19 protein-coding genes are annotated in these 20,478 nt (G+C 65.0%); 11 read left to right on the forward strand and 8 right to left on the reverse strand.

The features are described 5' to 3' along the window. Positions 1–66 precede the first annotated feature (66 nt). From gyrB to dnaA, 3 genes are all read right to left on the reverse strand, one after another. Positions 67–2,457, reverse strand: a complete 2,391-nt coding sequence (gene gyrB, locus IE100_RS12835) for a DNA topoisomerase (ATP-hydrolyzing) subunit B (RefSeq protein ID WP_189374754.1) — start codon at positions 2,455–2,457, stop codon at positions 67–69. 157 nt (positions 2,458–2,614) lie between these two features. Beyond that, positions 2,615–3,721 carry a DNA polymerase III subunit beta gene (gene dnaN / locus IE100_RS12840; RefSeq protein WP_189374755.1) on the reverse strand — a complete coding sequence of 369 codons (1,107 nt, stop codon included), beginning with the start codon at positions 3,719–3,721 and terminating at the stop codon, positions 2,615–2,617. A 41-nt stretch (positions 3,722–3,762) separates the two neighbouring features. After that, a complete protein-coding gene (gene dnaA / locus IE100_RS12845) occupies positions 3,763–5,217 on the reverse strand; it encodes a chromosomal replication initiator protein DnaA (protein WP_189374756.1) in 1,455 nt (484 codons plus the stop codon). 402 nt (positions 5,218–5,619) lie between these two features. Between dnaA and rpmH the strand changes: the two genes are divergently transcribed. From rpmH to mnmE, 5 genes are all read left to right on the forward strand, one after another. Next, on the forward strand, positions 5,620–5,754 hold the full coding sequence (gene rpmH / locus IE100_RS12850) for a 50S ribosomal protein L34 (RefSeq protein WP_008955801.1): 135 nt from the start codon (positions 5,620–5,622) through the stop codon (positions 5,752–5,754). A 3-nt stretch (positions 5,755–5,757) separates the two neighbouring features. Further along, positions 5,758–6,120, forward strand: coding sequence for a ribonuclease P protein component (gene rnpA, locus IE100_RS12855; protein ID WP_189374757.1), 363 nt, complete (start codon positions 5,758–5,760; stop codon positions 6,118–6,120). After that, a complete protein-coding gene (gene yidD / locus IE100_RS12860; protein ID WP_189374758.1) occupies positions 6,096–6,305 on the forward strand; it encodes a membrane protein insertion efficiency factor YidD in 210 nt (69 codons plus the stop codon). Before rnpA ends, yidD begins: the two co-directional genes overlap by 25 nt. Before the next feature lie 17 nt (positions 6,306–6,322). Continuing rightward, positions 6,323–7,978 (forward strand): membrane protein insertase YidC, encoded by a 1,656-nt coding sequence (yidC, locus tag IE100_RS12865; protein WP_189374759.1) that lies wholly within the window; start codon positions 6,323–6,325, stop codon positions 7,976–7,978. Between the two features lie 154 nt (positions 7,979–8,132). After that, complete coding sequence (gene mnmE / locus IE100_RS12870; protein ID WP_189374760.1) at positions 8,133–9,485, forward strand: tRNA uridine-5-carboxymethylaminomethyl(34) synthesis GTPase MnmE; 1,353 nt, start codon at positions 8,133–8,135, stop codon at positions 9,483–9,485. Positions 9,486–9,555: 70 nt separating this feature from the next. On the opposite strand, the gene IE100_RS12875 is transcribed toward mnmE, so the two are convergent. Further along, positions 9,556–10,443, reverse strand: coding sequence for a LysR family transcriptional regulator (locus IE100_RS12875; protein WP_189374761.1), 888 nt, complete (start codon positions 10,441–10,443; stop codon positions 9,556–9,558). A 108-nt stretch (positions 10,444–10,551) separates the two neighbouring features. On the opposite strand from IE100_RS12875, the gene IE100_RS12880 reads away from it, so the two are divergent. After that, positions 10,552–11,355, forward strand: coding sequence for a phytanoyl-CoA dioxygenase family protein (locus IE100_RS12880; RefSeq protein WP_189374762.1), 804 nt, complete (start codon positions 10,552–10,554; stop codon positions 11,353–11,355). 177 nt (positions 11,356–11,532) lie between these two features. Next, positions 11,533–12,357: a substrate-binding periplasmic protein gene (locus IE100_RS12885; protein ID WP_189374763.1), complete on the forward strand. Its 825-nt coding sequence runs from the start codon at positions 11,533–11,535 to the stop codon at positions 12,355–12,357. Here IE100_RS12885 and ugpQ read toward each other — a convergent pair. After that, positions 12,291–13,028: a glycerophosphodiester phosphodiesterase gene (ugpQ, locus tag IE100_RS12890; protein ID WP_189374764.1), complete on the reverse strand. Its 738-nt coding sequence runs from the start codon at positions 13,026–13,028 to the stop codon at positions 12,291–12,293. The two genes, IE100_RS12885 and ugpQ, sit on opposite strands and share 67 nt — an antisense overlap. Positions 13,029–13,540: 512 nt before the next feature. Here ugpQ and IE100_RS12895 point away from each other — a divergent pair. Genes IE100_RS12895 through IE100_RS12905 form a run of 3 tightly spaced genes read left to right on the forward strand, consistent with a single transcriptional unit; the run spans position 13,541 to position 16,369 of the window. Beyond that, positions 13,541–14,698 (forward strand): Re/Si-specific NAD(P)(+) transhydrogenase subunit alpha, encoded by a 1,158-nt coding sequence (locus IE100_RS12895; protein WP_189374765.1) that lies wholly within the window; start codon positions 13,541–13,543, stop codon positions 14,696–14,698. Continuing rightward, positions 14,691–14,987 carry a proton-translocating transhydrogenase family protein gene (locus IE100_RS12900; RefSeq protein ID WP_189354476.1) on the forward strand — a complete coding sequence of 99 codons (297 nt, stop codon included), beginning with the start codon at positions 14,691–14,693 and terminating at the stop codon, positions 14,985–14,987. Before IE100_RS12895 ends, IE100_RS12900 begins: the two co-directional genes overlap by 8 nt. A gap of 11 nt (positions 14,988–14,998) precedes the next feature. Then, positions 14,999–16,369, forward strand: coding sequence for an NAD(P)(+) transhydrogenase (Re/Si-specific) subunit beta (locus IE100_RS12905; protein WP_189374766.1), 1,371 nt, complete (start codon positions 14,999–15,001; stop codon positions 16,367–16,369). A gap of 90 nt (positions 16,370–16,459) precedes the next feature. Here the strand turns inward: IE100_RS12905 and IE100_RS12910 are convergent, their stop codons facing one another. Genes IE100_RS12910 through waaC form a run of 3 tightly spaced genes read right to left on the reverse strand, consistent with a single transcriptional unit; the run spans position 16,460 to position 19,222 of the window. After that, the gene (locus IE100_RS12910; protein ID WP_189374767.1) at positions 16,460–16,999 is read right to left on the reverse strand and encodes a GNAT family N-acetyltransferase; all 540 of its coding nucleotides are present in this window, start codon (positions 16,997–16,999) and stop codon (positions 16,460–16,462) included. Positions 17,000–17,015: 16 nt separating this feature from the next. Continuing rightward, on the reverse strand, positions 17,016–18,269 hold the full coding sequence (gene waaA, locus IE100_RS12915) for a lipid IV(A) 3-deoxy-D-manno-octulosonic acid transferase (RefSeq protein WP_189374768.1): 1,254 nt from the start codon (positions 18,267–18,269) through the stop codon (positions 17,016–17,018). Then, the gene (gene waaC, locus IE100_RS12920) at positions 18,266–19,222 is read right to left on the reverse strand and encodes a lipopolysaccharide heptosyltransferase I (RefSeq protein WP_189374769.1); all 957 of its coding nucleotides are present in this window, start codon (positions 19,220–19,222) and stop codon (positions 18,266–18,268) included. Before waaC ends, waaA begins: the two co-directional genes overlap by 4 nt. A 494-nt stretch (positions 19,223–19,716) precedes the next feature. On the opposite strand from waaC, the gene IE100_RS12925 reads away from it, so the two are divergent. Then, on the forward strand, positions 19,717–20,478 hold the full coding sequence (locus IE100_RS12925) for a glycosyltransferase family 2 protein (RefSeq protein ID WP_189374770.1): 762 nt from the start codon (positions 19,717–19,719) through the stop codon (positions 20,476–20,478).

Here is a 20,478-nt window from a genome sequence, read left to right on the forward strand (position 1 = left end):
GGGTGGCACAGCACATAAAAAAAGCGGCCAAAAGGCCGCTTTTTCTTTTAAAAACAAACACTTATATCACACATCGATGTTCCGTGCAATCAAGGCGTGGCTTTCAATAAAAGCACGTCTTGGTTCCACGTTATCCCCCATCAGCGTGGTGAACACGTCGTCGGCGGCCATGGCGTCTTCGATGCGCACTTTCAGCAGGCGGCGTACGGTTGGGTCCATGGTGGTTTCCCACAGCTGGCCGGGGTTCATCTCGCCCAGACCCTTGTAGCGCTGGATGGACAGGCCCTTGCGGGTTTCGCCCAGCAGCCAGTCGAGGCCGTCGCCGAATTCGGTGATCGGCTTCACCGTGTCGCCGCGCTTGACGCTGGCGCCGTCGCGCAGCAGGCCGTGCAGCATGTCGCGGGTCTGGCACAGGATGTCGTAGTCGGCGGTGGCGAGGAAGTCCTGGTCCAGCGCGGTGACCAGCACGTTGCCGTGCAGCTGGCGGGTGATCTTCAGCATCCAGGCGTCGTTCTTGTCGTCGCGCAGCACATTGAGACGGATCAGTTCCGGCGGCAGTACCGCGGCCAGCTCGCTGACGGCGGCGTTGGCGGCGGCTTCGCTGTCCAGAGCGATGCGGCCAACCTTGAGCAGCGCGTGCAGCACCAGCGGATCGACGACGCGGCTTTCGCGCTCGATGGCGGCACGGGCGAGCAGGAACTGGCGCGCCACTTCGCCCAGCGTGTCGCCGGACAGCGCGGCTTCGCCGGCGGCCGGGATCAGCTCGGCCTTGTCCAGTGCCAGTTGCAGCAGGTACTGGTTCAGCTCGTAGTCGTCCTTCAGGTAGCGTTCCTGCTTGCCGTGCTTGGCCTTGTACAGCGGCGGTTGCGCGATGTAGATGTGGCCGCGCTCGACCAGCTCCGGCGTCTGGCGATAGAAGAAGGTCAGCAGCAGGGTGCGGATGTGGGCGCCGTCGACGTCGGCGTCGGTCATGATGATGATGCGGTGGTAGCGCAGCTTGTCCGGATTGTATTCGTCCTTGCCGATGCCGCAGCCCAGCGCGGTGATCAGGGTGGCCACTTCCTGGCTTTGCAGCATCTTGTCGAAGCGCGCGCGCTCGACGTTGAGGATCTTGCCCTTCAGCGGCAGGATGGCCTGGAACTTGCGGTCGCGGCCCTGCTTGGCGGAGCCGCCGGCGGAGTCACCCTCGACCAGGTACAGTTCGGACATCGCCGGGTCTTTTTCCTGGCAGTCGGCCAGTTTGCCGGGCAGGCCCAGGCCGTCCATCACGCCCTTGCGGCGGGTGATCTCGCGAGCCTTGCGCGCGGCTTCGCGGGCGCGGGCGGCGTCGACGATCTTGCCGATGATGATCTTGGCGTCGTTCGGGTTTTCCATCAGGAAGTCCTTCAGGGCTTCGCTGATCACTTCGTTGACCACGGGGCCGATCTCGCTGGAGACCAGCTTGTCCTTGGTCTGGCTGGAGAATTTCGGGTCCGGCAGTTTCACCGACAGCACGCAGGTCAGGCCTTCGCGCATGTCGTCGCCGCTGGTATCGACCTTGGCCTTCTTGGCGGCCTCGGATTCCTCGATGTAGCCGTTCAGCGTACGCGTCATCACCTGGCGCAGCGCGGTCAGGTGGCTGCCGCCGTCACGCTGCGGGATGTTGTTGGTGAAGCACTGCACGTTTTCCTGGTAGGAATCGTTCCACTGCATCGCCACTTCCACGGTCATGCCGTCCTTTTCGCCGGTGGCGTAGAAGGTCTTCGGGTGCAGCACCGACTTGTTGCGGTTCATGTACTGCACGAAGCCGGCGACGCCGCCGGAGAAGGCGAAGTTTTCTTCCTTGCCGGTACGCTTGTCGAGCAGGGTGATGGCCACGCCCTGGTTGAGGAAGGACAGTTCGCGGATGCGCTTGGCGAGGATGTCGAAGTGGAATTCGATCACACCGAAGGTTTCCTCGCTGGCGCGGAAGGTGACTTCGGTGCCGCGATGGGTGGTGTGGCCGGTCATGGTCAGCGGCGCCACGGCTTCGCCGCGGCGGAATTCCATCTCGTGCACCTGGCCGTTGCGCCAGATCTTCAGCTTCAGCCAGTCGGACAGCGCGTTCACCACCGAGACACCGACGCCGTGCAGGCCGCCGGAGATCTTGTAGCTGTTGCTGTCGAATTTGCCGCCTGCGTGCAGCACGGTCATGATCACCTCGGCGGCGGAGCGGCCTTCTTCCGGGTGGATGTCAGTGGGGATGCCGCGGCCGTTGTCTTCCACCGAGATCGAGTTGTCGGGGTGGATGGTGACTTTGATGGTGTCGGCGTGGCCGGCCAGCGCTTCGTCAATGGCGTTGTCCAGCACTTCGAACACCATGTGGTGCAGACCGGTGCCGTCCTGGGTGTCGCCAATGTACATGCCGGGGCGCTTGCGTACTGCATCCAGACCCTTCAGGACTTTAATACTGTCCGCGCCGTATTCCTGTTCGCTCATAAAACCACTCTTTTGTCAGCCAGTGCGTCCGGGGCGGTTGCCCCACTGTTGAAAACCGTTGCCGTGCCGGCCTAACCGGCGTGCGGCCAACGCTGGACAAAGGTTGGCCGCAGTGCGATGCCGCCCGCCGCCGTTGCCGGTGGCGGGTGGCCCGTCGTCAGATGCGCATCGGCATCACGACGTACTTGAAGTTGCTGTTGTCGGGGATGGTGACCAGCGTGGAGCGCACGCTGTCGCCAAACGCCATCTGCAGGGTGTCGGCCGACAGGTTGGTCAGCACGTCCAGCAGGTAGTTGATGTTGAAGCCGATCTCCAGCTCGCCGCCCTGGTAGGCGATTTCCAGTTCTTCCTGCGCCTCTTCCTGTTCGCTGTTGGTACACAGGATGGACATCGCGCCCGGCTTCAGCACCAGCCGCACGCCGCGGAATTTCTCGTTGGCGAGGATGGCGGCGCGCTGCAGCGCCTGCAGGAAGGTCACGCGCTCGATCAGGAAGATCTTGTCGTTATCCAGCGGCACCACGCGGTTGTAGTCGGGGAACTTGCCGTCGACCACCTTGCTGATGATCACGGTGTTGCCGAAGCTGAAACGCACCTGGTTGGACAGCAGCTCAATGTTGATGGTCTCGTCGCTGTCCTGCAGCAGCTTGTACAGCTCCAGGATGGTCTTGCGCGGCAGGATCACCTCGGCCTTGTCGAGGCTGGCCTCGATGTCGGCGCTGGCAAACGCCAGGCGGTGGCCGTCGGTGGAGATCAGGCGCACCTGGTTGCCTTCGGTCTGCAACAGCAGGCCGTTCAGGTAGTAACGGATGTCCTGCACCGCCATCGCGTACTGCACCTGCGAGATCAGGCGCTTCAGGTCGCGCTGGCTCAGCTGGAAGCTGGCCTGCGCGGCACTGCCGGCCGACAGCAGCGGGAAATCGTCCGCCGGCAGCGTCTGCAGGTTGAAGCGGCTCTTGCCGGCCTTCAGCATCAGGCGGCCGTCCTGCTGTTCCAGCGTCACCATGGTGTTGCCGGGAATGGCGCGCAGGATGTCCTGCAGCTTCTTCGCCGAGGTGGTCAGGCGGAACGCGTCGCCGGCGATGTCGTCCGGGCTGGCGGTGGTGATCTGGATCTCCAGGTCGGTCGCCAGGAAGCTGACGGCTCCTGCCTGTTTTTCGATCAGCACATTCGACAGAATGGGCAGGGTGTGGCGGCGCTCGACGATGCCGGTGACAGCCAGCAGGGGCTTGAGCAGGGCATCGCGTTCGGCTTGCAGAATCAGCATGTGCGGACTCCCGAAGGGTTACAGTGTCGTTATCAAATGAATCAGTTGCGCAACATCGCGAGCAACGTATCGTAATCGTGCGCGATTTCGCTGTCATTACCGCGCATTTCGGCAATGGTCTTGCAGGCGTGCAGCACGGTGGTGTGGTCGCGGCCGCCGAAGGCATCGCCGATGTTCGGCAGACTCAGCGAGGTCAGCTCCTTAGCCAGCGTCATCGCCACCTGCCGCGGCCGCGCGATGTCGCGCGAGCGCTTCTTGCTGTGCATGTCGGACAGCTTGATCTTGTAGTAGTCGGCCACCGTCTTCTGGATGGTCTCGATGGTGACCTGGCGGTTGCCGGCGGCGAGGATGTCCTTCAGCGCCTCCTTGACCAGCTCCATGGTGATGCTCTGGTTGCTGAAACGGGCGTAGGCCACCACGCGCTTGAGCGCGCCTTCCAGCTCGCGCACGTTGCTGCGCACGTTCTGGGCGATGAAGAAGGCGACGTTGTGGTCGAGCTTGGTGCTGTCGGCCTCGGCCTTCTTCATCAGGATGGCGACGCGCATTTCCAGCTCCGGCGGCTGGATCTCCACGGTCAGGCCCCAGCTGAAGCGCGAGATCAGGCGCTCTTCCATGCCCTCGATCTGCTTGGGGTAGCTGTCGCAGGTCATGATCACCTGCTTGCCGCCCTCGATCAGCGCGTTGAAGGCGTAGAAGAACTCTTCCTGGGTGCGGTTCTTGCCGGCGAAGAACTGGATGTCGTCGATCAGCAGCAGGTCCAGGCTATGGTAGTAGCGCTTGAACTCGTCGAAGGCCTTGTGCTGGTAGGCGCGCATGATGTCGGCGACGTAGCGCTCGGCGTGGATGTAGCGGATCTTGGCCTGCGGATTCTTCAGGTAGACGTGGTTGCCGATGGCCTGGATCAAGTGCGTCTTACCCAGGCCGACGCCGCCGTACACGAACAGCGGGTTGTAGGCCGGGTCGCCCGGGTTCTCGGCAATCTGCATCGCCGCCGCGCGCGCCAGCTGGTTGCCCTTACCGGTCACCAGCGTGTCGAAGGTGAAGCTCGGATTGAGGCGGGTGCTCTCGTGGCCGCCGCCGATGGCCTTGACCGCGGTCTGCTTCGCCGTCGGCGCGAACTGGCTGCTGCCGGTCGCGGCGCTGACCTTGGCCACCGCCGCCGCCACGTCAACGTTGGCCGCAGGCGGGTTGTCGTTGCCACGCGGCGCACTGCTGGCCGGCGCCGGGCGCGCCACCGTCACCGGCGCGCCGGCGGCGGCACCGATACGCAGCTCCACGGACACCTCGCCCAGCAGTTCGATCGCCAGCGCCTCGATGCGCGCCAGGAAACGATCCTTAATGAACTGCAGGATGAAGCGGTTTGGCGCGTACAGCACCACACCCTCGTCGCCGGCCTCGGCAGAGAGCGGGCGGATCCAGGTGTTGAATTGCTGTGAGGACAGTTCTTCCTCAAGACGCGTCAGGCACGCAGGCCAGAAGTTTTCCGGTTCAGTCATCAATGCTTCAAGTTAAAAACGAAATGCCGCCGCAGACTATAAACAGGTAGTTCGGGGGCGGCGGGGAGGCTGCGCGCGCGGCGGGTGCCGGGCGGCAGTCACGATGTTCGGTGTGGAATCGCCCTGTCTCTGGTGTCTGGCGGACGGCGATCCGGCGCTGCCGATGCCGTCCGGTGGACAGGGTCACAAGCGGTACATTCTACTGGCTTTGCCAAAAGTTATCCACAGCACCGGCGAAATATCGCTGCCGCCGGCCACGACGGGCCACAGAGGCCGACGGATCGCCGCGACTGTGGCCGCGCCGTCGACAAGCAGGGCCGCAAACTGTTAATTAGGTTGACAATTCCGGCATTTATCTATGTAATCACGCGTTTATTTCCGTTTCGAAACAGGAAAACCATCATGAAACGTACTTACCAGCCTTCCACTACCCGCCGCAAGCGTACCCACGGCTTCCTCGTTCGCTCCAAGACCCGTGGTGGTCGCGCCGTTCTGGCCGCCCGTCGCGCCAAAGGTCGCAAGCGTCTGGCTGTATAACGCTTGGACAACACATTTCGCCGTGCGCACCGGCTGTTAAAAACGGATGAGTATTCATCCGTTTTTCATTTGCGCAACGCGCGCAGCAACCAATTGTTCCAGGTGTACGCCCGCCCGAACGGTCTGACCCACGCCCGTCTCGGTCTGGTGGTCGGCAAGAAGGTGGCCAAACGCGCCAACCGCCGCAACTACATCAAGCGCACCGTGCGCGAGTGGTTCCGGCTGCACCGTCATGATCTGCCGCCGATGGACTTTGTGGTCAGATCACGCCAAGCCTACTATCGCGGCGAATATCACGAAGCGGTAAAGGCATTGGCTGCGCTCTTTGCTAAACTAGCCCGATGTCGCGACTCTTCGTCCTCTTGATCCGCTTTTACCAGCTGGCGATCAGCCCCTGGCTGCCGCCGCGTTGCCGGTATCAGCCAACCTGCTCCGCCTATGCCATCGAGGCATTGCAAAAGCACGGCGTGATCAAGGGCAGCTGGCTAGCGATACGACGGATTAGTCGTTGCCACCCGCTCGGTGGCAGCGGCCATGACCCGGTTCCCTGACTTTTCCGGTAAGTAAGATGGATTCCAAACGACTGATCATCTTTATCGCGCTGTCATTCAGCATCCTGTTGCTCTGGCAAGAATACTTCGCGCCGAAACCCGTCGCGAAGCCTGCCGTGACACAGCAAGCCAGCACAGCCGCGAGCAATAGCGATACCCCTGCCGCCGCCAACAACGTCGCCCAGCCTGCCGACAGCAGCAGCCTGAGCCGCGGCCAGCGCATCACCGTCACCACCGACCTGGTCAAGGCCGAAATCGACACCACCGGTGGCGATCTGCGCAGCCTGCAACTGCTCAAGCACAATGCGGCGGAAGACGCCAGCAAGCCGTTCGAGCTGTTCACCGACAAGGGCGCCCACCTGTACGTGGCGCAGACCGGCCTGGTCTCCGCCGGCAACGCCGCGCTGCCGACCCACAAGACCGTGTTCAGCGCCGAAAAGACCGCCTACACGCTGCAAGGCGACAAGGTCGAGATCAAGCTGACCGCGCCGGAAGCCAATGGCGTCAAGGTGAGCAAGGTGTACACCTTCCACAAGGGCAGCTACCTGATCGACGTGCGTTACGACATCGTCAACGCCGGCACCACGCCGCTGGCCAGCACCGCCTACTTCCGCCTGCTGCGTGACGGCAAGGCACCGGAAGGCGAAAGCCGCTTCGCGCAGACCTTCACCGGCCCGGCGGTGTACACCACCGAAGGCACCTTCCAGAAGGTCGCCTTCTCCGACCTGGACAAGGGCAAGGCCGAGTACGTGAAGAACGCCGACAACGGCTGGGTGGCGATGCTGCAGCACTACTTCATGAGCGCCTGGATCCTGAAGCCGCTGGACGGCAAGTCCGTGTGCGCCAATGCGCAGGCGTGTACCTTCCAGCTGGAGCCGAAGAGCGGCGCCTACTCCGCCGCCGCCATGGTCAACGTGGCCCCGATCGCCGCCGGCCAGAGCGCCAGCATCGCGGTCCCGCTGTACGCCGGTCCGGAAGAATACAACACCATCACCAAGGTGGCCGACGGCATGGAGTTCGCCAAGGACTTCGGCATGGTGCACATCTTCGCCTCGCCGCTGTTCTGGCTGCTGACCAAGCTGCACAGCATGGTGCAGAACTGGGGCTGGGCCATCATCCTGCTGACGCTGATCGTGAAGGCGGTGTTCTACCCGCTGACCGCCGCGTCCTACCGCTCGATGGCGAAGATGAAGGTGCTGGCACCGCGTCTGGAAAACCTGAAGCAGCAGTACGGCGACGACCGCATGAAGTTCCAGCAGGCGGTGATGGAGATGTACAAGACCGAGAAGGTCAACCCGCTGGGCGGCTGCCTGCCGATGCTGATCCAGATTCCGGTGTTCATCGGCCTGTACTGGGCGCTGCTGGCCTCGGTCGAGCTGCGCCAGGCCGACTGGCTGTACATCGCCGACCTGGCCCGTCCGGACCCGTACTACATCCTGCCGGCGCTGATGGCGATCACCATGTTCGCGCAGACCTTCCTCAACCCGCCGCCGGCCGATCCGATGCAGGCGAAGATGATGAAGATCATGCCGGTCGCGTTCTCGGTGATGTTCTTCTTCTTCCCGGCTGGCCTGGTGCTGTACTGGGTCGTCAACAACCTGCTGTCGATCGCGCAGCAGTGGTACGTGAACCAGAGCATCGAAAAAGCCCGCAAACTGGCACTGCAATCGTAAGCAGCCGCCAAGCTGGCGTAAAATCAAAGCCCGGCCGTCATGGCCGGGCTTTTTTCCTTGCCGAGGGTCTCCAGCCAAGCGCGCACCGCTTGCCTCGACACCTTCGCCTTGCGGCCAACGTTGGCCGCAAGCAACCGACCCGACGGACCCCGCGATGAACCTTGCCTACACCCCCAGCACCATCTGTGCCGTTGCCACCGCCCCCGGCCGCGGCGGCGTCGGCGTGGTACGCGTCTCCGGCCGGCAGCTGCTGCCGCTGGCCCAGGCCCTCAGCGGCGGCAAGACGCCCAGGCCGCGCTACGCCACCTATACCGACTTTGTCGCCGCCGACGGCACGCCGATCGACAACGGCCTGCTGCTGTACTTCCCCGGCCCGAACAGCTTTACCGGCGAGGACGTGATCGAGCTGCAGGGTCACGGCGGGCCGGTGGTGCTGAAGATGCTGCTGTCGCGCTGCGTCGAGCTGGGCGCGCGCCTCGCCGAACCCGGCGAATTCACCAAGCGCGCCTTCCTCAACGACAAGCTGGACCTCGCGCAGGCGGAGAGTGTCGCCGACCTGATCGACGCCGCCAGCGAGAGCGCGGCCAGGAGCGCGCTGAAATCGCTGAAGGGCGCCTTCTCCGGCGAGATCCACGTGCTGGTCGACGAGCTGATCAACCTGCGCATGCTGGTGGAGGCGACGCTGGACTTCCCCGAGGAAGACATCGACTTCCTGGAAAAGGCCGACGCCGTCGGCCGCCTGCGTCGCCTGCGCGGCCAGCTGGGCAAGGTGCAGGCCACCGCGCGCCAGGGCGCGCTGCTGCGCGAGGGCATGCACGTGGTGCTGGTCGGCCAGCCCAACGTCGGCAAGTCCAGCCTGATGAACGCGCTGGCCGGCGACGACATCGCCATCGTCACCGACATCGCCGGCACCACCCGCGACACCGTGCGCGAGGAGATCGTCATCGACGGCGTGCCGGTGCACATCATCGACACCGCCGGCCTGCGCGACACCGACGACGTGGTGGAAAAGATCGGCATCGCGCGCACCTGGCAGGCGGTGGAACGCGCCGACGTGGCGCTGGTGCTGGTCGACAGCCGCGAAGGCATCGTGCCGGAAGTCGAGGCCATCCTCGGCAAACTGCCGGCGAACCTGCCGCGCGTGCACGTGTTCAACAAGGTGGACCTGTCCGGCGACAAGGTTGGCCGCAGCGAGGAAGACGGTCACCCGGTGGTGCGGCTGTCGGCGCGCACCCACGCCGGCGTGGACGACCTGCGCGCGCTGCTGCTGGAGATGATCGGCTACCAGGGCGACAGCGAGGGCGTGTTCCTGGCCCGCGAACGCCACCTGGACGCCATCGCCCGCGCCGCCGGCCACCTCGACCTCGCCGAGCAGGACTGGCAGATGGTGGAAATCTTCGCCGAGGAGCTGCGCATGGCGCAGAACGCGCTGTCGGAAATCACCGGCCGCTTCACCCCCGACGACCTGCTGGGCGTCATCTTCTCGCGCTTCTGCATCGGCAAGTAGGCCACCTGCCGCACACACCGCCCGCAAGACCCGCCGCCGTGGCGGGTTTTTGCTGCGTGTGACCTCTGCCTCAGCCCGCCGCCTGCGCCGACGCGACGAAGGCCGCCACCAGCGGCGACGCCTCCGCGCCGGGCGCCTGCGCCAGCACCACCCGCTGCGCCGGCAGCGTTTCCGCCAGCGGACGGCAGGCGATGGCCGTGCCGTCGTAGCTGCAGTCGCCGGCCGGGCGGGTGCACGACAGCGCCACGCCATAACCGTGCGCCACCAGCCCGCGCTGCATCTCGAAACTCTGCACCGTCTGCGCGATGCGCGGCGTCAGCTGCTGCTGCCAGAACAGCGACAGCAGGTACTCGCGGGTGTGCGGGATGTCCTCCAGCACCAGCGGCTGGCTGGCCAGCTGCGCCAGCGACACCGTGTCCTGCGCCGCCAGCGGATGGTCGGCCGGCAGCAGCGCGTACGGCACCAGCTCCGCCAGCGTGCTGCGCGCAGTCTGCGCGTCGATGGCCAGCTCGTAGGTCAGCGCCAGCTCGGCCTTGCCGCTGCGCAGCGCGCGCTGCACCGTGGCCAGATCGCCTTCCAGCAGCGTGACCGCCACCTGCGGATGGCGCGCGTGAAAACCGGCCAGCAGCCGCGGCGCAAAGTAGGGGCCGAGGTCCTGGAAGCAGATCAGCGACAGCTGGCCGCGCAGCTCGCCGGACGCGCCGCCGGCGCCGAGGGCCGCCGCCTGGACTAGGATGTCGCGCGCCTGCGCCAGCACGCGCTGGCCGGCGGCGGTCAGTTCCACGCCGCGGCTGGCCTGGCGGCGGAACAGCGCGCTGCCGAGCGCCGTTTCCAGCTGCGCAATGGCCAGCGACACCGACGGTTGCGACACGTGGCAGGCGCGCGCGGCGGCGCTGACGCCGCCATGCTCGACGGTGGCGACGAAGTACTGCAGCTGGCGCAGCGAGAAATTGATCATCTTTTTTAATAATGAAAAATAGGAAGTATATATTTTTATTATGATAGCGCGTGAACCGATACTGAGGTGGCCAACCCGGCATTCCCCACCGCAAGCAAGGAGCAGCAGATGCAGGCAGTCACTATCGGTAATGAACAGATCGCGGCGTTCCGGCGCGACGGCGTCATCGTACTGCGCGGCGTGTTCCGCGACTGGATCGCCCCGCTGCGCGACGGTTTCGAGCAGGTACTGGCCGCCCCCGGCCCGTTCGCGATCGAGAACGTCGGCGGCAGCGAACGCGGCCGTTTCTTCGAGGATTACTGCAACTGGCAGCGTATCGAGCCGTTTTCCCGCTTCATCCACCAGTCGCCGGCGGCGGCGCTGGCCGGGCAGCTGATGGGCGCGCGCCAGGTGCAGATCTTCCACGAGCACATTCTGGTGAAGGAGCCGGGCACCGCCAAGGCCACGCCGTGGCACCAGGACATCCCCTACTACTGCGTCGACGGCGAACAGACCGCCAGCTACTGGATTCCGCTCGATCCGGTGACGCAGGACAACACGCTGCGCGTGGTGCTCGGCTCGCACCGCTGGCCCAAGCTGGTACGCCCCAAGCGCTGGTCCAGCAACGAGAATTTCTTCGCCGGCGACGACGACTACATGGAGATGCCGGACGTGGAGGACGGCAGCTACACCATCCTCGCGCCGGAGCTGGAGCCGGGCGACGCGGTGCTGTTCGATTTCCGCACCGTGCACGGCGCCGCCGGCAACCAGGGTGGCAATCGCCGCCGCGCCTTCTCCGCCCGCTTCCTTGGCGACGACGTGTGCTACGCCGAACGCCCGGGCCGCACCTCGCCGCCCTTCCCCGGCATCAACCAGCGCCACGGCGAGCGGCTGCGCGAGGACTGGTTCCCGGTGGTGTGGTCGGCCGGCTGAGGCGGTACGGCGGGCGCCTGCTGCCAACGTCAGCGCCAGGGTTGGCCGCAACCATGTCAGAGAGATAAGTTGCCGCCGGCAAGCAAACGCGTCGTGTTACGCTGTGCCACGGCGCGCCGCTCCCGCCACCGCGGGAGGCAACACGCCACGTTGCCAACCCTTGCCTGCCCGCTGCCCATGATCGTCCGCACTCTGCTGTTTGCCCTGCCCCTGCTGTGGCTGGCCCCGCCGGCCAGCGCCGCCGCCACATCCCCCCCCGCACCGACGCTGGTGTACGCCTTCAGCCGCTTCGAGCCGTACAAGACCGTGGACGCCGACGGCAAGCCGGCCGGCCCCTATACCGAGCTGCTGCAGGAGCTGGCGCGGCGCAGCGGCGTGCAGCTCGACATCGTGCACTGCCCGCTGCAGCGCTGCCTGGCGCTGCTGGAGCGCGGCCAGGCCGACCTCAGCATCGGCCTCCGCGGCAACGACGAGCGCGACCGTTATCTGGATTTTCTCGATCCGCCGTTCGCGCCGGCCACCGCCACCGTGGTGTTGCAGCGGCGCGATGACCCGCGCCCGATCCGGCGCTACGAAGACCTGTACGCGATGCGCGTCGGGGTGGTGGAAGGCGCCAGCTATTTCCAGCGTTTCGATGAAGACAGGCTGATGCGCCGCGATGCCGCGTCCAACGCCAGGCTGGCGCTGCGCAAGCTGGCGGCGAAGCGCTTCGACGTGCTGCTGATCAATGCACAACAGGGCAGCCAGCTGAGCCGGGAGCTGGGTGCCCGCCAGTACCGCCGCGCCGAGCTGCAGTTCCCCGGTGAGCTGCCGCGACGCATCGCGCTGTCACGGCTGTCGCCGGCGGTACAGGCCGCCAGACCGCGACTGAGCGCACAATTGCAGCAGATGCTGCGCGATGGCAGCGTCAGGCGCATTCTGGACGGCCATGCCGTTCAGGCCGCCCAGGCCGGGTCGAAGCGGTCGGGACGGTCGCTGCACAGCATGTCGACCCCCCACTGACGCAGGCGCTGCATCTCCTGCGGCTGGTTGACCGTCCACGCCATCACCGCGAGGCCAAGGCCGTGCAGCTGTGCCACCCACTCCGCGCTCAGCGCACGGTGGCAGACGTGCAGCGCGCGGCATCCCAGCGCCTGCGCCTGCGCCACCTGTGCCGGGGTCAGCTCTTCCACCAGCAGTGCCAGCGGCAGCTCCGGCGCCGCCTCGTGCACCCCGAGCAGCGCCTCGGCGCTGAATGAGGACACCAGCGGCAACAGCGCCGCGCCCTGCCAGTGCTGGCGGATCTGCGCCGCGCACAGCTGTCCCATCCGCCGCGCGTCGCCGTCCGGCTTCAGCTCCAGATTGACCGCCATCCCCAGCCGCCGCAGCGTGGCGGCCAGTTTCTGCAGGCTGGGCAGCGCTTCGCCGGCAAAGGCCGGATGGTGATGGCGGCCGGCGTCCAGCTGCAACAGTTCCGCCGCGGTGTGCGCCGCCAGCGCGCCGTTGCCGCTGGTGGTGCGCTCCAGCTCGGCGTCGTGGGCGATCACCGCCACCCGGTCGGCGCTGAGCTGCACGTCACACTCCACCGCGGTCACCCCCAGCCGGTGTGCCAGCAGCAGGCCGGCCAGCGTGTTTTCCGGCGCCAGCGCGCCGCCGAGGCGGTGGGCAAAGCCCACCGGGTAAGGCCAGTGCATGAGCGTCTCCTTGTCGTGAACGGGCGGCGCGCGCCGGCAGCAGCCGGCGGGCAAGTGTTATCCCTTAAGCGTAAGCCCTTGTTTACAGCATGGCAGGCAAAACGGTTTACTGAAACGGTTATTGCGGTGCAAAAAATACTTTTGACATGAAGAATGCGGCCAACCCTGGCTGCCGGGCGGCGGCAGGCGTCGCCCCGGCGCCCGGATGTTGCCCCGCAACAACGTACAAAAATGGCAACAGTTGTGTGCTATCAAGGCGTGATAGATGAAAATACATCGTCAAATCATTTGATTAAAAAACTGTCAGACAGTATTCCTATAGCCAATAGCAAGGTGCCCGGCGGCGATCGCCGGCAAGCGGATGTCGCTTTTATGTAAAAGCATTGCGCCAAATCACAAATTTGTGATTAATTACCAATTCAAACGCTCGTTCGAAATCAAGCCTCGCACGGGCGTTCGCTATCTCCGTCGTTTTTAAATTTGTCATTCAACCATTTGCAGAAAGGAAGACCATGCAAATCGCTATTGCCACCGAACGGCTGGCAGGTGAAACCCGCGTGGCCGCCACACCGGAAACGGTGAAGAAACTCGTCGCCATGGGTCACACCGTGGTGGTCGAGACCGGGGCCGGGCGGCATGCCGCGGTGCCGGATGCGGCCTATGTCGAGGCCGGGGCCACGTTGGCCGCCTCGCGCGCCGAGGCGCTGGCCCAGGGCGACATCGTGCTCACCGTGCGCCCGCCGGAAGCCGAGGCCATCGCCGAGCTGAAGGACGGCGCGGTGCTGATCGGCCAGCTGGCGCCGTACCAGAACACCACCTTCCCGGCGCTGGCCCAGAAGAAGGTCTCCGCCTTCGCCATGGAGCTGCTGCCGCGCACCACCCGTGCGCAGAGCATGGACGTGCTGTCCAGCCAGAACAACATCGCCGGCTACCGTGCGGTGCTGCTGGCCACCCACTACTACCCGCGCTTCATGCCGATGCTGATGACCGCCGCCGGCACGGTGAAGCCGGCGCGGGTGCTGATCATGGGCGTGGGCGTGGCCGGCCTGCAGGCCATCGCCACGGCGAAGCGCCTGGGCGCGGTGGTGGAAGCCACCGACGTGCGTCCGTCGACCAAGGAACAGGTGGAATCGCTGGGCGGTAAGTTCATCGAGGTGCCGATGAGCGAGGAAGAGAAGAAGGCCAACGACGGCGTCTACGCCAAGGAAATGTCCGACGACTACAAGCAGCGCCAGGCCGAGCTGGTGGCCAAGCACGCGCGCCAGGCCGACATCATCATCACCACCGCGCTGATTCCGGGCAAGAAGGCGCCCACGCTGATCGGCGCCGACATCGTGGCGGCGATGAAGCCGGGCAGCGTGATCATCGACCTCGCCGCCGAAGCCGGCGGCAACTGCGCGCTGACGGCGCCGGGCGAGGTGATCACCACCGACAACGGTGTCACCGTGGTCGGCAGCACCAACCTGCCGGGCATGGTGGCGGCTGACGCCTCCAGCCTGTACGCGAAGAACCTGCTCACCTTCCTGAGCCTGATGCTCAGCAAGGAAGGTTTCACCCTCAATCTGGAAGACGAGCTGCTGGCGGCCACCCTGGTCACCCACGCCGGCGAGGTGCGCTTCCCTGCGGCCAACGTGGCCAGTCCGGCCAAGAAGGAGACCACCCATGGTTGATCCGTTCATCACCAGCTTCACCATCTTCGTCCTCGCCGTGTTCGTCGGCTACCACGTGGTGTGGAACGTCACCCCGGCGCTGCACACGCCGCTGATGGCCGTCACCAACGCCATCTCCGGCATCATCATCGTCGGCGCCATGCTGCAGGTGGTGGACATCAATGGCAGCGAGCTGAGCATCACCTCGGTACTGGGCACCATCGGTATCTTCCTTGCCAGCATCAACATCTTCGGCGGCTTCCTGGTCACCCAGCGCATGCTCGACATGTTCAAGAAGAAGAAAAAATAAGGGACCTCACGATGGAAAATCTCTCGGCAATACTGTATCTGGTCGCGGCGGTGCTGTTCATCCTGGCACTGAAAGGGCTGTCGTCGCCCACCTCCGCCATCCAGGGTAACCGCTACGGCATGCTCGGCATGCTGATCGCGGTGGTGACCACCTTCCTGATCATGGACAAGCCGGTGCTGGCGCTGATCGCCGGCGCCATCGTCGCCGGCGGTGCCATCGGTGCCTGGAAAGCCAAGACCGTGGAAATGACCGGCATGCCGGAACTGGTAGCGGCGATGCACTCGCTGGTCGGCCTGTCCGCGGTGCTGATCGCGGTGGCGGCCATCTTCCACAGCGGTGTCGAGCACACCGGCGTGCAGAAGATCGAGCTGTTCATCGGTGCCTTCATCGGCGCCATCACCTTCACCGCTTCGGTGGTGGCCTACGGCAAGCTGTCGGGCAAGTTCGGCGCCAAGGCGGTGAACTTTGGCGGCCAGCATCTGCTGAACCTGGTGCTGGCGCTGGCGATGGTCGGCTTCGGCGTGCTGTACTTCCTCAGCGACAGCCACGCCGCGTTCCTGATGATGGTGGCCATCGCGCTGGTTCTGGGCGTGACGCTGATCATCCCGATCGGCGGTGCCGACATGCCGGTGGTGGTGTCGATGCTGAACAGCTACTCCGGCTGGGCGGCGGCGGGTATCGGCTTCACACTGAACAACCCGGTACTGATCATCGCTGGTGCCTGCGTCGGCTCCTCCGGTGCCATCCTGTCCTACATCATGTGCAAGGCGATGAACCGTTCCATCGTCAGCGTGCTGCTGGGCGGCTTCGGTGCCGAAGTGGCAAGCGGTGGCGCGGCGGCGTCCGGTCCGAAGAACTACAAGTCCGGCTCCGCCGAAGACGCGGCCTTCCTGATGGGCAATGCCGATTCCGTGATCATCGTGCCGGGCTATGGCCTGGCGGTATCGCGCGCCCAGCATGCGCTGCAGGAATTTGCCGAGCTGCTGCACGAGAAGGGCGTCAACGTGCGCTACGCCATCCACCCGGTGGCCGGCCGCATGCCGGGGCACATGAACGTGCTGCTGGCAGAAGCCGAGGTGCCATACGAGCGGGTGCAGGAGATGGAGGAGATCAACTCCGACTTCGCCAACACCGACGTGGTGCTGGTGATCGGTGCCAACGACGTGGTGAACCCGGCGGCGCAGAAGGACAAGTCCAGCCCGATCTACGGCATGCCGATCCTGGAAGCGCACAAGGCCCGTACCGTGATCGTGGTGAAACGCTCGATGAGCGTCGGCTACGCCGGCCTCGACAACGAGCTGTTCTACATGGACAAGACCATGATGGTGTTCGGCGACGCCAAGAAGGTGGTCGAGGATCTGGTGAAGGGCGGCGGCCACTGAGGCTGACCGCTGCGGCCAACGTTGGCCGCAAACCAAACCCCCGGCGCGTGCCACGCGGCGGGGGTTTTTTCTTGTTGTTGCGGCGGCAGATCAGTGCAACGCCACGCCGTACAGGAACGGCCCGCCCGGCTCGCTCGGCGCCGACAGCAGCCGCATGCCCAGCCGCGCACACAGCCGGTGTGCCGCCTGCTGGCTGTCGGCCACCGGCACGCGGATGTCGCGCACCTGGTAATGACCGAAGGCCAGCGCCAGCATGCGCTCCACTGCCTCGGAGAACAGCCCCTGCCCCTGCCAGTCGCTATGCCCCCAGAACTGCAGCAGCCACGGCCCGTCCGGCTGGTGTTGCAGGCGCAGCCAACCGATGACCTCGTCGCCCAGCCACAACAACGCCACCTTGCTGTCACCACGCTGCCAGTTGCGCTGCACTTCGTAGCAGTAGCGCTCCACCAGCGCCACATCCAGCACCGGCTGCGACCATGGCAAATCCTCGGCAAAACCCTGCAATTCGTGCTGCGAGGCGACGATGGCCTGGAACAGCGCGGCGCCGTCACCCGCCTGCGGCGCCACCAGTACCAGCCGTGGCGTGCGGATCCCGTCCAGCAACGGGTCAGACGGCGTCATTTCTGCCATGGCGGCCTCCTTGGGCTTATTGATCAAGCTGGCTGGCCAGCAGCGCGACGATGCGCGCGCTGGCGCCACGATGCTGCGCGGTAAAGGCAAGGCCGGCATCGCGCATCGCCGCGCGCTGCGGCGCATCGGCCAGCAATTGCAAGGCCAGCGCCACCAGTTCGCCGGCATCACTCACCTGCCGCGCGGCACCGGCGGCCAGCGCCAACTGGCTGGCCTCGGCAAAATTATAGGTCGACGGCCCCAATAGCACCGGCACGCCGATGCTGGCCGGCTCGATCAGGTTCTGCGCACCGAAATCCAGTAGCGAGCCGCCGACAAAGGCGACATCGGCGGCGGCGTAATAGGCGAACAGCTCACCCATGCTGTCGCCGAGCCAGACCTGCGTTTCACGTGAAACCGGCTGCTGGTCGCTGCGTTGCTGCACGCGCAAGCCCTGCTCCGCCGCCAGCGCGGCAACCGTGGCGAAGCGCTCCGGATGGCGCGGCACCAGCAGCAGCAAGGCGTCGCCCACGTTGGCCGCACGCCACGCCGCCAGGATCAGCGCTTCCTCGCCGTCGCGGGTGCTGGCGCACAGCCACACCGACCGGCTACCGATGCGCTCGCGAAATGCCGCCCCCAGCGCCAGCTGCGCCGGCGGCGGGGTGAAATCGTACTTGGTATTGCCGCAGACACGCAGATTGCCCGCCCCCAGTGCCGCCAGCCGGGTGGCGTCGGCCTCGCTCTGTGCGGCGACGGCGCGCAACTGGCGCAGCGCCGGACGGATCAGTGCAGCGATGCGGCGGTAGCCGCGCAGCGATTTTTCCGACAGCCGCGCATTGACCAGAAAGGCCGGCACGCCGGCCTGCGCGCAGGCGTGCAGCAGGTTGGGCCAGATCTCGGTTTCCATCAGGATCAGGCAGCGCGGCCGCAACGCGGCAACAAAACGTCGCATCACCCGCGCGTTGTCATACGGCAGGTAGCGCACCTCGGCATCGGGGTACAGCTGCTGTGCGGTGGCGCGCCCAGTCGGCGTCATCTGGGTGATGACGAAACGCGCCTGTGGATAACGCTGCTGCAACGCCCGCACCAGCGGCAGCGCCGCGCGCGTCTCGCCCACCGACACCGCGTGCAGCCAGATCACCTCGCCGCCCGCCTGCGGCAGCGCGTCGCCGAAGCGCTCGTCCCAGTGTTCGAGATAGGCCGGTGCCTGGCGCGCGCGTTTTCTCAGGTAACGCTTGATCAGCGGCGTCGCCAGCGGCCACAGCAGGCTGTACAGCGCGCGCGCGATCATGCGCCGCGCACCCGCGCCAGCAGCGCCAGCACCGCGTCCACCGCCGGGATCTCGCCGACGCGGCCGATGTTGGCCGCCCGCGCGGTCTCCACCACCCCGGTCAGCGCCGGGTCGGTATCGGTATAGATCGCCACCAGCGGCACATCCAGCGCGTTGGCGAGATGAGTCAGGCCGGTATCGACCCCGATCACCGCCGCCGCGTGGCCCAGCATGGCCGCCGCCTCGCGCAGGGTCATCCTGGGTGCCAGCAGCGCGCCGGGAATGACCGCGGCCAACCTTTGCGCGCGCTCCCGCTCCGCGGCGCTGCCCCACGGAATGACGATGGCCAGGCCCTGCCGCTGCAGCGCCTGTGCCAGCGCGATCCAGTGCGCCTCCGGCCACAGCTTGCTGTCGCGGCTGGTGGCGTGCAGCAGCACCGCGTAGTCGCCAGCCGGCAACCACGGCAGCCGCTCGCCGCAGCGGATGCCGAATACCGGCGCACCCTCGGGCCGGTAGCCGAAGGCGGCGCCGAACAGCTGGCGGTTGCGTTCGATCGCCGACAGCTTTCGGCTGACCGCATAGCGGCGCTCGTAAAAGCGGCTGGCCAGCGGCTCGCGGATGCTGGCGCGGTCGTAGCCGGCCAGCGGGCCGTTGGCCCAGCGTCCGGGAATGGCGCTCTTCAACAGCCCCTGCGCGTCCAGCACCAGCTCCCAGCGGGTGGCGGCCAGCGTGTGTCGCAATGCCGCGATTTCGCGCCAGGTGGCAGCCTTGAACAGGGCCTTGCGCCAGCGCCGCCAGGCGATGGGAATGGTGCGGCTCACCAGCGGATGCAAGCCGGGAATGTCGGCGAAGCCCTCTTCCGCCAGCCAGCTCACCGTCACATCCGGGCGGTGGTGTGCCAGATCGGTCAGTGCCGGCCAGGTGTGGATAAGGTCGCCCATCGACGATGTGCGCAGCAACAGGACGTTTTTCATGCGCCGGATTTTACGGGCAGCCCTGTGGTTAACCAAGTAAAATCAGGGCGACCGCTTTGTGGATAACTGGCAGTGGATAAATATCGTCAAAACTATCCACAAGCTGTCCTGCCCCTGGCAAGCCCTTCAAAGACCCAGCCCCCAACAAGCCAAACTGTTGAAAACATTGCCCAATAGCGGGTTATCCACAGAAAAGTGTCCACTACATCAGTATCCTCATATTTAAAATAGGCAAACAATGAAAAGAAGAGCTGCAGACCAAAACCATCTGCCGCGCGACTTACGTCATTGCCGGCAAGAGATTGTGGATAAGCACGAGGCACGGCAAGATGGCAAAATTGTCCACAACTGATGCACGCCATTCCAGTGCCGGCAACGACAAGCTAGCCGATAACGCAAGTCGTTGAAAAAACTGGTCTTTAGCGTGTTATCCACAGACTGGGACAGCCTTCTACTATCCTTATCCTTTATATAACTAGAAAGTACTAGAAAGAATGTCGCGCCAACTTAGCGTGGTTCTGATCACCAAAAATGCCGAAGCACTGCTGGAAAAATGTCTGCAAAGCTGTGCCTTTGCCGACGAGATCGTGGTGGTGGATTCGGGTAGCAGCGACAGGACATTGGCAATAGCCTCTGCCTATAAGACCAAAGTTATCCACCAGGAGTGGCTGGGATTCGGTCCGCAGAAGCAGTTCGCGGTACAGCAGGCCAGCCACGACTGGGTGCTGTGCCTGGATGCTGACGAGTGGCTGTCTGAAAAATTACACCATGAAATCAAGATATTGCTGAACAATCCGGCGCTGGGCGCCTACCGTTTCGCGCGCAGCAACAAGTTCATGGGGCGCTTCCTGAAATTCGGCGAGGGCTATCCGGATTACAGCCTGCGGCTGTTCGATCGCCGCCAGGCACGCTGGTCCGACGACGTGGTGCATGAGTACGTGATCGCCGGTGGCGAAGTCGGCACCGTGGCTGGCGACCTGATGCACGAATCCGGCGAAGACATCGCGCTGTATCTGGCCAAACAGAACCGCTACACCAGCCTGCAGGCAGAAACGCTGTATCAGCGCGGGAAAAAGGCGGGTATCGCCAAGCTGCTGCTCAGTCCGCTGCTGCGCTTCGTGAAGTTCTACCTGCTGCGGCAGGGTTTTCGCGATGGCCTGCCCGGACTTGTCCACATCAGCATTGGCTGCTTCAACAGTTACATCAAATACGCGAAGCTGATCGAGCTGCACCGGCTTCACCAACAGGAAAAATGA

The sequence above is a fragment of the Vogesella alkaliphila genome (assembly GCF_014652475.1).
Taxonomy (GTDB): Bacteria; Pseudomonadota; Gammaproteobacteria; order Burkholderiales; family Chromobacteriaceae; genus Vogesella; species Vogesella alkaliphila.